11 protein-coding genes are annotated in these 14,631 nt (G+C 67.7%); 2 read left to right on the forward strand and 9 right to left on the reverse strand.

From position 1 onward, the window contains the following. Positions 1–7: 7 nt before the first annotated feature. Complete coding sequence (locus tag PV963_RS01805; protein ID WP_274813839.1) at positions 8–616, forward strand: cyclase family protein; 609 nt, start codon at positions 8–10, stop codon at positions 614–616. After that, on the forward strand, positions 589–783 hold the full coding sequence (locus PV963_RS01810) for a hypothetical protein (RefSeq protein ID WP_274813840.1): 195 nt from the start codon (positions 589–591) through the stop codon (positions 781–783). Before PV963_RS01805 ends, PV963_RS01810 begins: the two co-directional genes overlap by 28 nt. A gap of 93 nt (positions 784–876) precedes the next feature. Here the strand turns inward: PV963_RS01810 and PV963_RS01815 are convergent, their stop codons facing one another. The 9 genes from PV963_RS01815 to PV963_RS01860 all read right to left on the reverse strand — a co-directional run bounded on the left by PV963_RS01815 (position 877) and on the right by PV963_RS01860 (position 14,452). Continuing rightward, complete coding sequence (locus PV963_RS01815; RefSeq protein WP_274813841.1) at positions 877–2,124, reverse strand: histidine kinase; 1,248 nt, start codon at positions 2,122–2,124, stop codon at positions 877–879. 203 nt (positions 2,125–2,327) lie between these two features. Further along, positions 2,328–3,641, reverse strand: a complete 1,314-nt coding sequence (locus PV963_RS01820; RefSeq protein ID WP_274813842.1) for an RICIN domain-containing protein — start codon at positions 3,639–3,641, stop codon at positions 2,328–2,330. A 121-nt stretch (positions 3,642–3,762) separates the two neighbouring features. Further along, entirely contained in the window at positions 3,763–5,694 is a 1,932-nt protein-coding gene (locus PV963_RS01825; protein ID WP_274813843.1) for a glycosyl hydrolase 53 family protein, read from the reverse strand. 90 nt (positions 5,695–5,784) lie between these two features. Then, a complete protein-coding gene (locus PV963_RS43845) occupies positions 5,785–8,013 on the reverse strand; it encodes a family 43 glycosylhydrolase (protein ID WP_425540864.1) in 2,229 nt (742 codons plus the stop codon). Next, positions 8,003–9,352, reverse strand: coding sequence for a right-handed parallel beta-helix repeat-containing protein (locus tag PV963_RS01840; RefSeq protein WP_274813844.1), 1,350 nt, complete (start codon positions 9,350–9,352; stop codon positions 8,003–8,005). Before PV963_RS01840 ends, PV963_RS43845 begins: the two co-directional genes overlap by 11 nt. Before the next feature lie 4 nt (positions 9,353–9,356). Continuing rightward, the gene (locus PV963_RS01845; protein WP_274813845.1) at positions 9,357–11,210 is read right to left on the reverse strand and encodes a hypothetical protein; all 1,854 of its coding nucleotides are present in this window, start codon (positions 11,208–11,210) and stop codon (positions 9,357–9,359) included. A 105-nt stretch (positions 11,211–11,315) separates the two neighbouring features. Beyond that, complete coding sequence (locus PV963_RS01850; protein ID WP_425540865.1) at positions 11,316–12,152, reverse strand: carbohydrate ABC transporter permease; 837 nt, start codon at positions 12,150–12,152, stop codon at positions 11,316–11,318. Beyond that, the gene (locus PV963_RS01855) at positions 12,142–13,167 is read right to left on the reverse strand and encodes a carbohydrate ABC transporter permease (RefSeq protein WP_274813846.1); all 1,026 of its coding nucleotides are present in this window, start codon (positions 13,165–13,167) and stop codon (positions 12,142–12,144) included. The genes PV963_RS01850 and PV963_RS01855 overlap by 11 nt, the downstream gene beginning before the upstream one ends. Position 13,168: 1 nt before the next feature. Further along, positions 13,169–14,452 (reverse strand): ABC transporter substrate-binding protein, encoded by a 1,284-nt coding sequence (locus PV963_RS01860; protein WP_274813847.1) that lies wholly within the window; start codon positions 14,450–14,452, stop codon positions 13,169–13,171. Between the last annotated feature and the right edge of the window lie 179 nt (positions 14,453–14,631).

Genomic DNA, 14,631 nt, shown 5'->3' on the forward strand with positions numbered 1-14,631 from the left:
CGTCCCGATGGCTCTGCCGTGGAACACGATGCCCGGCCCCGACAATGGCAGGCCCGCCCTGCATCACCTGACGGAGCTGGGCGACGTCGAGCCGCCGGAGCCCACCTGCCACAAGGACTTCATCGCCGCGGACTATCACGGCAAGGGCGTCAGCCACCTGGACGCGCTGTCGCACATCGCCTACCGCGGGCAGTTGTACGACGGGCGTCGCGCGCGAGTCCGTCGATGCCAAGTGGGCCCGGTTCGGCGCGGTCGACGCCCTCGGTCCCCTGGTGACCCGGGTGTCCTGCTCGACATGCCCGCCGTGCTCGGCCGCGACTGGCTGGAGCCCGGCACGGCCGTGCACGCCGAGGACGTCCTGGCGGCCGAGAAGGTCCTCGGTGTGACCATCGGCGAGGGTGACGCCGTCCTGCTGCGCTCGGGTCACTTCCGTCGCCGCCGGGAGCTCGGTGCCTGGAACCCCGACGAGGCCAGTGCCGGCTTCCATGCGGTCGCCATGCCGTTGCTCGCCGAGCGCGGCATCGCCCTGCTGGGCGGTGACGGCGACAGCGATGTGCGGCCCTCTCCGGTCGAGGGCGTGTCCTCCCCGTGCACGCCCTGGCCATCACCGCCATAGGTGTACCGCTGCTGGACAACCTCAACCTGGAGGCGCTCTCCGCCGCCTGCGCCGCAGCCGGCCGCTACGCGTTCATGACCGTCGTGGCACCCTTGGCCGATTACCGGTTCGCCCTCTTGCGCTCCGCCCAGACCATCGACCACCTCCTCACCCGAACGAGCCGCTAAACCGTTCCCGCTGGGGCAACGGCGCGCGCACGCGGCGGCGTCCTCACCGGCCAGGCCCCGAGCCTGTGTCACGTCACTCAGGCCGCCGGCGCGTCACGTCCTGGCTGATGAGGCCGTCGGCAGCACCGCCGTGACCTCCCAGCCCTGGCCGGTGGGGCGGGGTCCGGTGCGCAGTCCGCCGCCGAGGGCGGTGACGCGTTCGGTGAGGCCGACGAGACCGAAGCCACCGCCCCGCGCGGCCTGCGGGATCCGGGTGCCGCCGCGGCCGTCGTCGCGCACGGCCACCGTCAACGCGCGGCCGTCGTGGACCAGGTCCACGGTGACCTCGTCGGCGTCGGCGGCGTGGCGGCGGACGTTGGTCAGGGCCTCCTGGACGATGCGGTAGGCGGCTGCCTGTACCTCGGGCGGGAGATCGTCGGGTACGGCGGGATCACGGTGCACGACGACCTTGGGGCCGACGGGCCCGCTTTGGAAGCCCTCGACCAGGCTCGGGAGCGCCGCCAGATCGCCGAGCGGACGGTTCGTGCCGTCGGCTGCGGCGGTGCAGGCCGGGGCCTCGCGCAGCAGGCCGACGGTGCGCCGCATGGAGGCCAGGGCCTCGGTGGCTGATGTTTCGATGTTCCGCAGCACGGGACGCAGCTGGTCCGGGTCGGTGGCCATCATCTGGGCCATCTGCGTCTGGACCAGGATCCCCGTGACGTGGTGGGCGACGAAGTCGTGCAGGTCGGCGGCCATCGCGAGGCGTTCACTCCGGCGGGTCCTGTTGACCATCGCGCGGCGGCGGTGATCGAGGAAGCGCAGGTAGCCGCCCAGTCCGGCGGTCACCATGACCGGAAACAGGAGCCCCAGCCCGATTCCTCCGGCTGCGGTGGAGTCCGTGGAAAACCTGGCGGGCAGGATGACGACGGCCACACCGAACAGCCCCACGAACGCCGTCGCCCACCACCCGGGGCAGGAACGGACGGCAACCAGCAACAGGTACAGCAGGGATGCCACTTCCCCCAGGCCGAAAGCCATCTGCCAGTCGGCCAGGACAGCGACCACCGTCAACGCCACCGAGGCCCCGGCGGGTACGGCGATGCGCAGCGCAGGACTGACCCACGCAGGCCGCCTGTCGACGGGCCAGAGCACCGCGGCCAGGCAGAGCGGCAGCACTGTGGCAGGCTGCAGCCACGGCGTCACGGTGTACCCGTCCTGCGCGCCCGGTGCCGCCGCTAGGCCCGCTTCCAGCAGATCCGTGCCGGCCGCCAAAATCATCACGCCCACACAGACCGCGTACAGCCTTCTGCGCCGACGAACGCCTGGAGCGGTCGGCCCGGCGATCACGTGCCAAGAGTTCACGGCGCCAGAGTAAACATCCCGCGACCCGGCCGGATCAGCCGAACGGCCACCGCCGCCCGAGCGTGGGGCGTCGTAACAGTGGCCGAACGACCGAGGCGTTCGCGGAGTTGTGCGAGGTAGGTGGGCGATGTCTCGCAGCGGTGGACGGTGCGGCTGGGCACCGCCCGCCCTGTTGCCCGAGCCATGCCCCGACAGGTCCCGGGTCAGACGCGGCGGCGGGTGAAGCGCTGGTTGGGGTTGCCGGTGTAGGTCCACTGGGAGATCCGGGCGCCGTCGGCGGTCGAGTACTCCCAGACGTCCATGGCCAGGCCGGACTCCCGGTTGACGAGGCTGATCACGTCACCGCCGTGGTCGACCACGCGCCACTGCTGGCCGGTGGCGCCGCTGCCGGCCTGTTGGACGATGTCCGCGCCGGTCGCGGTGCCCGTGGGCTGGAGGAACAGGCCACTGTGCCGGGCCTTGACGCGGACGTGGCCGTCGCCGGCGTCCACAAATTCGAATTGCTGGTTGGAGCGACTGTTGGTGGCCCACTGGACGAGCCGGGCGCCGGCGGCGGTGGAGGCCTCGTAGATGTCGGCGGCCTTGCCGCTGTGCTGGGCCACCAGGGTGTAAGCGGCCGGGCCGCCGGGTGTGTCACCCAGCTGGGCTTCCCACCTGGTGTTGGACCCGGACGCGTCGGCCGGGAGGCGGTCCCGTGCGGCGGTGTCGCCGTACATGGTCCAGCGGGCCCAGTCGACGACGGTCCTCGGGAAGCGCTGGTCGCTCCAGAAGCTGGTGTGGCTGCCGCCGACGAAGGTGAGGAACGCCTTGGGCCAGGTCATCTCCGAGTACGCCTGCCGGGCCGAGGAATACGACGTGGTCGAGTCCCGGTCGCCGTGGACGAACAGGACCTTGGCGCGGACCGAGCTGGCGGGGTTGCCCATGTCGACGCAGGACTGCGGGTTGGCGGAGACGATCCGGCTGTCGGGCCAGGAGGTCAGCAGGCCGTGGGTGACCATGCCACCCAGGGAGTGGCCCGACACGCCTACGCCGATCGCTGTGTTGATGTGGCCGGCCAGCGGTCCGCTCGCGTTGAGGGCGAGCGTGTTGGTGAGGATCTGGGAGACGTCCTTGGAGGTGTTGCCGTTGTTGACGTCGTTGAAGTTGTGGTTGAAGTGCGGGGCGGGGACGACGAAGCCCGCCGAGGCCAGGGCCCGGATGATGAACAGGGAGTTCTGCGGGCTGCTTCCGAAGCCGTGGGTGAAGTTGTAGACGGGGAAGACACCGCCTGCGACCGGGGCGTTCGTCACCGGGCTGCCGCCGGGGGTGCCGGTGGCGGGGTAGTAGACGTAGGTGGTGCACGGTCGGCTGCCGCGGGTCCAGTCATACCGGCGCACGCCGACCGCGAACGGCGTGGTCGGCGCCGTGTCCAACGGCCCGACGGCGGCTGGTGCCTGCCCCGCGACGAGCAAGGACAGACTCACGCCCGTCGCTCCGGCCGCGCTCATCCTGAGGAATGTCCGTCGTTGCATGGTCATGGATGTCTCCTTGGGTACGGGAATGGGTGCAGCGATGGGCGTTCGGCTGGGCCCGTTGCCGGGTGCGTCCGGTCGGCGGCAGAGTCGGCCTGCTGCCCGGCGGGTCGCTCGGCGAAGGAGGTCATGAGGTGGTGGAGGCGTGTTCGCCGCGCCTGGGAACGACGTCGATGACCGCCGTGACCGGTCCTTTGTCGGTCATCCCGGTGACCGTCACCTCACCCGGCTTGTCGGTCGCGCCAGGTGGCAACGGCTGCCAGCGGACGGGGACACCGGTGATCGTGCTGTTGGCGGTGGTGAGCATGCGGATGGAGGAGGGCAGCTTCGGGGCGGCACCCACCATGGTGGACGTGTAGATGGTGTCCTGGAGGATGTGCTTGGCGCGGCTGGCGTTGAAGACGTTGATGGACGCGTGTGGCTCCCACGTGTTCGCCAGTCCGGGCACGGCCCGGAACATCGGCTGGTAGCCGGCCGGCTCCCACACCAGCACACCTGAACCTCGGTTGTCGACCACGTCGTTGGCGGCCTGGAATACCCTCCGGACAGCGTCCGCCTGCCCCTGAATCGTTCGCGGGAAGGGTGAGTTGGGCAACGGCGAGCCGTCGCCGCCCGAGGCGGGGTAGGCGGTTTCGGCGATGTCGATTTCGTAGCCGGGATAGGTGGTGGCCATGGCGTTCAGGTTGAGATCCAGCGCCTCGGGCGTACCGTGCCACTCCGGGTAGTACGAGATGGCCAGCACATCAGGGTTCTGACCCTTTGCCTTCACCCGGGTGAGGAACTGGTGCCAGAACTCCATGGTTTTGGCGAGCTTGTCCTTGTCGACGATCACGTGTATCTCGACCTCGGATGTCGGTGACGCGTCGCGGACGGCCTTGATCCCGGCCGCGGCCAGGGTGGTGAACCGGTCCCACGACTGGTCGTAGAGCTTCTGCTCCACAGGGTCGGTCGACCGCCAGTACTTCCACAGCAGGCCACCGCCGGGCTTCGACTGGTAGATATCGGCCTGGTCGACGAAATACGGCGGATTCGTCGTGCCGATGTGGGCCGCCTCGCTGCCGTACATGAACCCATTGATGATCTCGTTACCGACGGCGACCTTCTTCGGCGTGGTGCCCTGCTGTATCAATCGGTCCAGATAGTCGGCGGTGAAGTCGTACACGGCCTTGGACAGGTCCGCGAACTCCAGCTCGGCCCAGGCACGTGGTTTGGGTTGCTTGCTCGGGTCCGCCCATGAGTCCGCGTAGTGGAAGTCGATACCCAGGCCCATGCCCCGCTGCTTGATCCACTTCGCTGAGACCAGTGAGCGCTCCGGGCCCTGGCGCGGTATCGGCGTCGGTTGACCGGTGCTCTCGCTGCGCGGCTCGTTGAATATCCGCAGCCGGGTGTGCTGCATGCCACGATCCTTGGCCACGTCGAGCAGGTGTGGCCCGGCGCCGCGGTCTTCGGCCAGGGGGTCGACCCAGTACTGCTGGTCTTGGACGTCGTCCATCCAGGACAGATCGGCGCCGAGGGTGAGGTCGTCGCGCAGGTAGTTGAAGACCTGGAGCTCGCTGACACCAGCCCGGGCACGGCCCGGCCCACCAGTGAACGTCAGCCGGACGAAGCGCGTTGCCGGCCGGGTGAACAGGTGCACTTCCCCACGCGACACGGCTCGGTTGTGGGACCTGTCGGTGATGGTCTTCCACCGGCGACCGTCGGATGAAGCCTCGACGACGTACCGGTAGGCCACGCCACGGTCCGGGAACATCACCTTGACCTTACGCAGGTTGTCGTAGGTTCCACCGAGGTCGACGGTGAGCCACTGCGGGGCGCCGGCACGACCGGGTTGCCAGGACGTCGTCGGGTCGCCGTCGATGGCCAGCCCGGCGTTCGACGAGCCGTTGCCGGCTCTCGCCGAGGCCCAGGGCTTGGCAGCGATATTGCTTTCGATCGGCTTGATGTCCGCGTTTCCGAAGGTCGCATGGGCCGGCGTGGGCACCATGAGTGAAGTCGCGGACACCATGGTGACCAACGTCGTCATGCCTGCGATGACGCGGGCCGGACGCTTGCTGCTCATTCCTTCTCCTGACGATGTGACGGTGTCGTGGTCTCAAGGACGCGACCCTGCACGCTCTGCCGGTCGAAGAGACCGGCAGAGCGTGGGATGTCAGGCAGTGCCGGCACCGACATCGAGGTAGTCGACGTTGGGCAGTCCGGCTGCCGTGGTCGGATCCAACCGGATGGTGTTGCTGCCGGCGTTCAACGAGACGGTTGCGGTCTTGGTCGACCACGTCGTCCACGCACCGGTGGACTCGAACGAAACCGTCCCCACCGTGGTTCCGTTGACGATCAGGTTCGCCGGCCTCGCACCGCTACTGGAGCCATTGGCGAACCGGATCGCCACCGTTGCCGTACCAGCGGTCGCCCGGGTCACCGTGAACTGCGCGAAGGCCCCCGCGGCGGCACTGCCGTTGCAGAACCCGCTACCGGAGAAGCCCGCCTGGTTCGAGTCGATCGTGCCCTGACACACCGCCGGCGCGGTCTCTGCCTCGTAACGCCCCGGAGGCGGTGGTGTGTCGGGAGAGGTCTTGACGAGTGAGAGCTGGTCGACGATCACGCCGCCCGAACCCGACGCCCGCACGGTGACGGTGGCGGCCCCGCTGGGTAGCTGGATGCCGGTGAGCTCGCGCTTGGCCCAGCCGCTCGACGACGGGATGCCGAGGGTGCGTTGGCTGCCGTTGGCGCCGGTGATCACGACCTGTCCGGCGCTACCCCGAGCGTGCAGGGACAGGGTGTAGGTGCCTGCGGGCACCGACGCGATCCGCTGCTCGACGCCGCCGCTGTTGCTCACCTGGAGGGCGAAGCGAGACCCGTTCACACCACCGTTGACGTTGGTCACCGAACCGCCGAGGTTCCGCCATCCCCGCACACTGGAGACGATGATGCGATCAGCCTGGATGTCCGGGTTGAGGATGTAGTTGTTCGCCTGCCCGACACGCCACTCTCCGGTCGTGACGTTGAACTGCCACTGGCTCACCGAGTGGAACTGCGGCCTCGCGCCGGTCTTCGTGATCGGCACCCACTGGTTGTACCCGATGCCGTTCCAGGCGAAGTCGGCCCAGCGGTCGCCGGCGTAGATCACCGTGTTCTGCTTGGTGCCCTTGACCGTCACGAAGAACCCGGTCTGGGTCACGTGGCTGTAGTCCATCTCGGTGCCGGCAAGGACGTACTCGCTGCTGTACGAGCCCTGGACGTTGCTGCTGGTCGACTCATTGACGTAGTTGACCGAGGTGTTCCAGCCGTGCAGGTCCGACGCCGCGTGGTAGTACTTGCCGTCGAGCTTGAACATGGCGTTGCCCTCGCGACCGTCGCCGCGGCGGATCTCCACGCCTGGCTCGATCCGCAGCGAGTCGGACTCCCGGAACTTGGCCACGAAGCCGCGCGACCGTCCTTCGCGGTTGGAGAAGATCAGGTAGTCCTTGCCGTTGTCGTCGGTGAAGACGGTCTGATCCCCGGTGCCGGTCGTGGGCGAGTTGGTGATCTGGGTCTGGAAGTAGCCGTAGTCGAAGGTGTCGGTGGGTGAGTCGCCCTGCAGCAGCAGAACGCCGTGCCCGCCCCTGCCTGTGTGCCACATCTGCACGGCGAGCACGTACTTGCCGGTGTTCTCGTTGTACGAGACGCCGAGCCGCCCGACCCAGCCCGCACCCCCCAGGTTGGCGCCGCTGCCCACGCCGGTGGAACGCGTCGCGACGCGGTTCTCGAACTTCCAGTTCACCAGGTCCTTGGACGAGTACACGGGGATCGAGACGAAGCTGACGTTCCCGTCGTACTTCCTCGTCGGATTGGCCCGGTAGAGCTCGGCGCCGGTGTAGTGCACGCCGTACCAGTAGTAAGTGTCGCCGAACTTGAAGACTCCGCCACCCTGCGAATAGATGGGGTTGCCGCTGGTGTCGTTCCAGAAGGTGTTGTTCGTGATGGTCTGGAAGGTGCCCTCGTCAGCGGCCTTCAGATCGGCGGCGGCGGTCATCAGAGCCGTCTTCGCGTCGGCGACCTCCGACGTGGTGGCCGACGTGTCGCCGGCGACATCGGCCGCGGTCTTCAACGCCTTGGCGAAGGGTTTCCAGGAGCCGGCCGTGTACTTCGACGGAGTGCGGGTCTGGTAGTCGGACACCAGGTACTCGAGGCCGCGATCTTTCGCTGGTCCAGCAGCGGCACCCTGGTCCTGGAGCGCCGTGGCCGATGTCTTCGTGGCCGACGTCTCCGTTGCCGGTGTCTCTGCGGCAGCGGTGCTCGCCGAAAGCGGTGCCGCTAACGCCACGGACAACAACGCGGCGGCGGCCAACTTCCAGTACTTCGAAACGACACGCGGTCTTTGCCTCACGATGTCACCTTTCATCGTTCTCAAAGGCGCCGAGGTCCGGCGCACTTCCGCTGAAGGGCAGTCCCACGTCGGTGCCCTTGTCGATCAGGGCACTGTTCGCCGCGAGACGGAGGTGGGGCAGCACGGGCAGGCTCCCGTCGGTCTGACGGGGCGCGTCCCAGCCGGACGTCGACACACTCTGGAACTGGGAGTCCGACAGGGGGACGCCGAGGTTCCAGGAGTTGTACGCGGCGTTCGTGCCGGTCATGTACGACGTCGGCGTTCCCGTGTAGGCGATGTTGTTGCGCAGGTTGCCCCGGCCGACGGCGGCGCCGCTTGAGGTGACGCCACGCATGTTGAAGTTGGGGTGGTTTCCGTAGCCGGTGTTGTTGAAGAAGTCGTTGGCGACCGGGTGGTGGTTGGAGTAGAAACCGGCCGCCTTGTTGAGGAACGCCACTGAGAAGCGGACGGTGTGCTTCGGCGCGTTGGCCTCGTAGTCACCCCCGTATCCGCCCGACTTGAAGCCGGCTCCGTTGCCGGAGGGCGTCGTCGTCCCCGGCACGTACCCGTTGCGCCAGGCCCACGAGTTCTCGATGATCACGGGCGAGTAGGTGGAGATGAGGTCGAACCCGTCATCGGCGTTCCACCACGCGCGACAGCCCCGGAACACGTTCGCGGCGCGGCCGGCCGGCGTGTAGTGCGAACCGAACCCGTCGGCGTTTTCCCCAGGCCCGTCACTGCTGCGCGGGTCGTAGTTGTCATGCGAGTCCGAGTTGAGGACGAGGTTGCCGCCCCCGCCGCTGATGAACAGGCCGGTTCCCATGTGGTGGTGGGTGTTGATCTGCTCGAAGACGTTGTTGCTGCCCGAAACCCAGATCCCCCACGACTCGGCGTTCCGGTTGTTGTTCTGTGGAACGCCCTTGACTTCCAGTCCCCTGAGGTGGATCCAACTGCCAGTGACGTTGAAGCCCTTGATACGGCAGTTGTCCGTCATCCGCGAGAAGTCGAAGACCGGTTTCTCGCCCGGTTGGGCCCAGTACCGGATCGGGTTGCCCGAGCTGCCGCTCTTGTTCAGGGTGATCGCGTCGACTCTGGCGGTCTGGCTCGAGCAGGTGCTGTTCGCGCGGGTGTAGGCGTAGGTGCCGCCCCGGAAATAGACCGTGTCACCCGCCTTGGCGACGGCCTGCGCACGGGCGATCGATGCCCACGGAGCGGCCTGCGTACCCGCTGCGCCGTCATTCCCGTTCGGGGCGACGTAATAGGTGTTTCCGGCCGCCGCATCGCTCGCTGACGCCGAGCCGGGGGCCATCGTGACGGAACTCGCCGTGACCACCGAGAGCAGGAGGGCAGGGGTGACGAACTTCGCGGTTCTCACAGCGTCAGCTCCCGGAGTAGGTGATGTTCGGCCGGGGTGGCCGGGCCATACCGGCACCGAGGAAGTAGTCGACGTGGTGGGACTGCATGTATCCCTTGAGCGTCATGGCGTTGCGGTAGGCGGGGTTGTGCGCGAGCGTGTACAACCTGGTGCTCGTCGGGTGATCGGTGGTGAAGATGATCAGCTGGTTGTAGCTCGCGTTGGTGTACACGGCTTCCTCACGCCAGTCGCCGAGGATGTCGCCGTAGAAGGTGGGCTGGACGTTCTGGCTCGCGTCGACCGCTCCGTAGTTCGAGGTGGTGAGCAGCCGCGCCAGGCTGTTGCTGGGCTTCGGGTTGCTCGGGTTCCACTTCTCGAACTTGCCGTCGTTGAGCAGTTCCATCGTGATGTCGCCGTCCCACCACAGGCCCAGCTGCGGCCAGGGACGCAGCGAGGTGTTCGGTTCGGTGAGGCGGTTGGCGGGCGCGTTGTAGAGGCCGGAGAAGGACCAGACCTCCATGCCGGGGAACCGCGGATCGATGTCGCCGGCCATGCCGCGTCCCACGTCGGCCGTGCCGGACGCGGTGTGTCGCCAGATGATGGAGCCGTTGGTGGCGTCGTAGTAGTACTCGCGCAGACCGCTGGGGTTGTCCTGCTGGACGCCATAGCCCTGCAGGCCCGGGCGGTTGGGGTCCATCTTGGCGATGTGGAAGCGGTCGCCGTGGATGACGCCCGCGGGGCCCAGGGAGTACCGCAGGGTGCCGTTGCCGTTGAGCACGAACCCGATCTCGGCGACCTCGTCGGTCCCGTCACCGTTGACGTCGATGACGCGGGTGTTGTGCCCGTCGGGTGTGTTCTGGTTGCCGCGCAGCCACTTCCACTGCTGGGTCAGGGACTGGCCGGTGAACTGCCAGGCGCCCATCATGAGGTTGAACGCCCCGTTGCCCCTCCGGTTCTTCATGAAGGCGACCAGACTGGGCCGGGAACCGTCGAGGTAGCCCACACCGAACCGGGCGTACATCGGGCCGTCGGCCAGGTAGTCCGTCGGCACGGGAGCGGTCGCGCGGGGCGCCCCGGTCATGCCGTCGAGGATCGCGATGAACTGGCGGTTGTTGTCGCTGCTGGTGAATGTGGTGCCGTTGCCGAAGCGGACTCCGTTGGCGATCCGCACGGCGACCTCGGCGCGGCCGTCGCTGTCGAAGTCGTAGACGGTCACGCCGTCGTTGTGGCCGACGTCGATGGTGGACGATCCGCCTTCGATGTTGTTCTGGTTGGTGCTGTTCGGCCCCATGTTGACCGACCAGAGGAGCTGCCCGTCGCGCCGGTAGGCCTCGAGTGTCTGCGGGGATGTCTGGCGATCCAGGACGAAGTCGTACTCACCGTCGCCGTCGAGGTCACCGACCCAGACGAACTTCACCGGGCCACCGGCGCGCAGCGGTACGCGAACGGCCGGCTCGACGGCGTGGTTGGCGGTCAGGGTGAAGGCGCCGCTCGGGGGCTGCTCCGCGCCGTTGATCACGGGCCGTACCCGGTAGCTGTTCGACCGGGTCAAGTCGGCCGTCGAGTCGGTGAAGTTGGTGCCTCCGGTCAGGACCGCGGAGTTGAGCTTGACCTCCTGGCCTGAGGCGGTGGACCGGTACACGTTGAACCCGATGCCGTCCGGATCGAGTCCGAGCAGCCGCCAGGAGACGAGAACACTGGTGTTGCTCGACCGCACGGCCACGACGCCGCGGCCGAGGTTCTCCATCGGTCTGGCGGCCGCCGCCGCGACGCCGTCCGTCGGCGTCGCGGCACCCGCGTCGACTCCGAGCGTCGTAGCCGCGGCGGACAGGAGTACGGCTGTGGCCCCGGCTAACGAGACCTTGATGGACTGTTTCATGGATCCTCCCGTGCAGGGGCAGGGGCAGGGGCAGGGCCTGCCTGAAGAACTCGACGCACGTGCGGAGACTGCTTTTCGAACGGCGCCGACCAGGCGCGTGCTGCTTCAGAACTTCATGGCGCCGGCGGCCAGGTTGGCGATGAAGTGGCGCGAGCCGATCAGGAAGACCCCGATCAGCGGGATCACCGACATGAACGCTCCGGCGATGACCATCGACTGGTCGGTGGTGTAGACGCCGTTCAGCTGCTGCACGGCCACCTGCAGCGTCACCTTGCCCGGGTCGGTCATCACGATCAGCGGCCACAGGTAGTCGTTCCAGATGTGGAAGAAGGTGAAGATCCCCAGGAACGCCAGCCCCGGGCGAAGCACCGGCAGCCCCACCGTCCACCACTGGCGGAAGAACCCGGCCCCGTCGACCCTCGACGCCTGGATCAGCTCGTCGGCGATCGCCCCCTGCGCGTACTGGCGCATCCAGAAGATCCCGAACGCGTTGGCCGCACCGGGAATGATCAGCGCCTTGAGCGAGCCGACCCAGCCGAGCCAGGCCAGGGTGACGAACTGCGGCACCAGCGCCAGCTGCATCGGGATCATGAAGGTGGCCAGCACGATCCAGAAGAGCACCCTCCGCCCTGGGAAGTCGTACTTGGCGAAGGCGAAGGCGGCCAGCGAGTCGAAGAGCAGCACCAGGAACGTCACGGCTGTGGCGGCCACGACGGTGATGCCCATCGACCCCCAGAAGTCGATCCCGTCGAACACCTTGTTCATGTTCTCCCACAGGTGGGAGCCGGGGATCAGCTTGGGAGGGTAGGCGAAGATGTCCCCGGTGGTGTTCGAGGCCATCACGAACATCCAGTAGAACGGGAAGATCGTGATCAGCGCGCCGAACATCAGCATGACGTGGCCCAGGATCGTCCGGACTCGGGCGGCCGTTTCAGCGCGCACGGGACCTCCCCTTCCCCTTCTTCTTCCCCTTGCCGGTGCCGGTCGCGTCCTCGCTGCGGCCGGCGACCAGCCGCCAGTTGATGATGGAGAACGCCGCGATCAGGATGAACAGCGCCCAGCCGATGGCCGCGCCGTAGCCGAACCGGTTGAAGATGAACGCCTGCTGGTAGAGGTAGAGCACGATGGTGGTGGCCTCGCCGCCGGGCCCGCCGACGTTCCCGCTGTCGTCCGGGAACATCACCTGCGGTTCGGTGAACAGCTGCAGCCCGCCGATGGTGGAGGTGATGACGACGAAGAGGATCACCGGGCGGAGCATCGGGATGGTGATCCGGAAGAACGTCTGGCGGTTGCTGGCGCCGTCGACCCTGGCCGCCTCGTACACGTCGCTGGAGATGGCCTGCAGGCCGGCCAGGCAGATGATGGTGTTGTAGCCGAGCCACCGCCAGATGGTGATCGCGGCGACGGAGACCTTCATCGCCCACGGGTCGGACAGCCAGCCGACCTCGCCGGCGTTGATCACCCGCAGCATGCTGTTGAGCAGCCCGGAGCTGTCGCTGAAGACCGAGCCGAGCACGATGGTCATCGCCACGATCGAGGTGACGTTCGGGACGAAGTAGGCCACCCGGTAGAACGCCTTGAACCGCACGGTGGTGTGCAGCGCGTAGGCGATGACCAGCGCCAGGAAGACCATCGGGACGGTGGCCAGGACCCAGATGATCAGGGTGTTGGCGATCGACTGCCAGAAGTCGGGGTCGGTGACCAGGTACTCGTAGTTCTCCCAGCCGATCGACTTCATGTCTCCGATGCCGTCCCAGGACATGAACGACAGGTAGATGGAGAAGGCGACCGGGAAGACGCCGAAGACGGCGAAAAGGAGGAAGAACGGGGACACCGCGGCGTACATCGGCCAGTAGCGGCGCCAGCCGGGCTGCGGCCTGGATCCGTCCGGCGGCGGCTTGACGGCGTTCCCGCGCAGCTTGCCGGCGCTCCCGCGCAGGGTCTCGGTGAAGCTCATGTCAGAGCACCCCTTCGCGGGTCAGCTCGCGCTCGATGGCGTCCTGGGCGTCCTTCCAGGCCGCCTCGACGCTCTTGCCGGCGTCTATGTTGGCCATCTCGTCGAACATGACGGGGTCGATCACCCGGTCGTACGGGCTCCGGTAGACGGTCTTGACCTGCCGGGCCGACTCGCCGAACACCTCGATGGTGCGCTGCCCGCCGTAGAAGGACCGCGGCTCGCGCATCGCCGGCATGGCGAAGGAGCGCGGAGAGGACGGGAAGAGCGACATCTCCGTGAACGCCTTGACCTGGTTCTCCGGGGACTGCAACCAGGTGATGAACGCGTAGGCCGCCTCTGGATCCTTGGAGTACTTCGTGATCGCCAGGAATGAGCCGCCCTGATTGCCGGCGCCGCCGGGCGGGTCGGTGACCCGCCACTTGCCCTCGGTGTCCGGCGCGGCCGCCTCCGGAAAGGCGAGGCCCCACCACGCTGCGCCGATGGCGACCGCCTGGCGGCCGCTGGTGACCACGCCCTCCACGTCGTTGGAGCCGTCCAGGGCACCGGCCGACAGGCCCTCCTTGGACACCCGGTAGCCCAGTTCGAAGATCTCGCGGATCTCGTCGCGGTCCCCGATGTACCGGCCGTCCTCGGTCAGGTACCTGCTGCCCAGCTGACCGATCCGGATGTCCCAGATCTGCCTGAGGTGGGGGCAGATCACCGCCCGCTGCTGCGACTTCTGCAGCTCCTTGCCCAGGGCGATGAAGCCGTCCCAGTCCGGGGCCCGGGCCGCCAGCTCCTCCGGGTCGGTAGTGATCCCGGCCTCCTTGAGCACGTCGGTGCGGTAGAACAGCGCGGTGGGGCCGGTGTCCATGGGGAACGCGATCATCCGGCCCTCGGGCGTGATGCACTGGTTCCACTTCCAGTCCAGGTACCGGCTCTTCAGCTCGGCCGCGCCGAAGTCGTTCAGGTCGACGAACACGTCCTGGTTGGGGAAGAAGGTGGCCACGTCGGAGTTGATGCCGATGATGTCCGGCACCATGGACTTGCCGGCGAGCGTGGTGCGCACCTTGGTGTTGTAGTTGCCGCCGATTTTCGTGCGGCTGACCCGGAAGCCCTCGGCCCCGGGAATGCCCTTGGTCTCGGCCCGGGCGACCAGCTCGTCGCTGACCGACCGGTCCCAGGTCCAGAACGTGATCTCATCAGAGCCGCCGAGCGAGCGCTGCGACCCGCAGCCGGCCAGCCCGAACCCTCCGGCGGCCGCTCCGGCGCCCAGCGCCAGAAGCCGCCTTCGTGACACTGCCATTGGCGCGTGCACCACCTTCCGAGCGAGCGGCCCACCACTTGATCGCTCCGGTGGTGACCGGACAGACATCGCGAACGGCTGCTCTGGTTGAACAGGGGTCGGCGTTCTTGAGGATGCTCAGCGTTGCCGTCGACGGACGAAGTGGCCGCGCAGCTCCGTGTCCGTCAGGCCGGGGCGGC

The organism is Streptomyces coeruleorubidus, from assembly GCF_028885415.1.
GTDB classification, from domain to species: domain Bacteria; phylum Actinomycetota; class Actinomycetes; order Streptomycetales; family Streptomycetaceae; genus Streptomyces; species Streptomyces coeruleorubidus_A.

Coding starts and splice junctions, on each gene's coding strand:
- PV963_RS01805 (WP_274813839.1), top strand. CDS start 8: ATGGCTCTGCCGTGGAACACGATGCCCGGCCCCGACAATGGCAGGCCC.
- PV963_RS01820 (WP_274813842.1), bottom strand. CDS start 3,641: ATGACCATGCAACGACGGACATTCCTCAGGATGAGCGCGGCCGGAGCG.
- PV963_RS01825 (WP_274813843.1), bottom strand. CDS start 5,694: ATGAGCAGCAAGCGTCCGGCCCGCGTCATCGCAGGCATGACGACGTTG.
- PV963_RS43845 (WP_425540864.1), bottom strand. CDS start 8,013: ATGAAAGGTGACATCGTGAGGCAAAGACCGCGTGTCGTTTCGAAGTAC.
- PV963_RS01845 (WP_274813845.1), bottom strand. CDS start 11,210: ATGAAACAGTCCATCAAGGTCTCGTTAGCCGGGGCCACAGCCGTACTC.
- PV963_RS01855 (WP_274813846.1), bottom strand. CDS start 13,167: ATGAGCTTCACCGAGACCCTGCGCGGGAGCGCCGGCAAGCTGCGCGGG.
- PV963_RS01860 (WP_274813847.1), bottom strand. CDS start 14,452: ATGGCAGTGTCACGAAGGCGGCTTCTGGCGCTGGGCGCCGGAGCGGCC.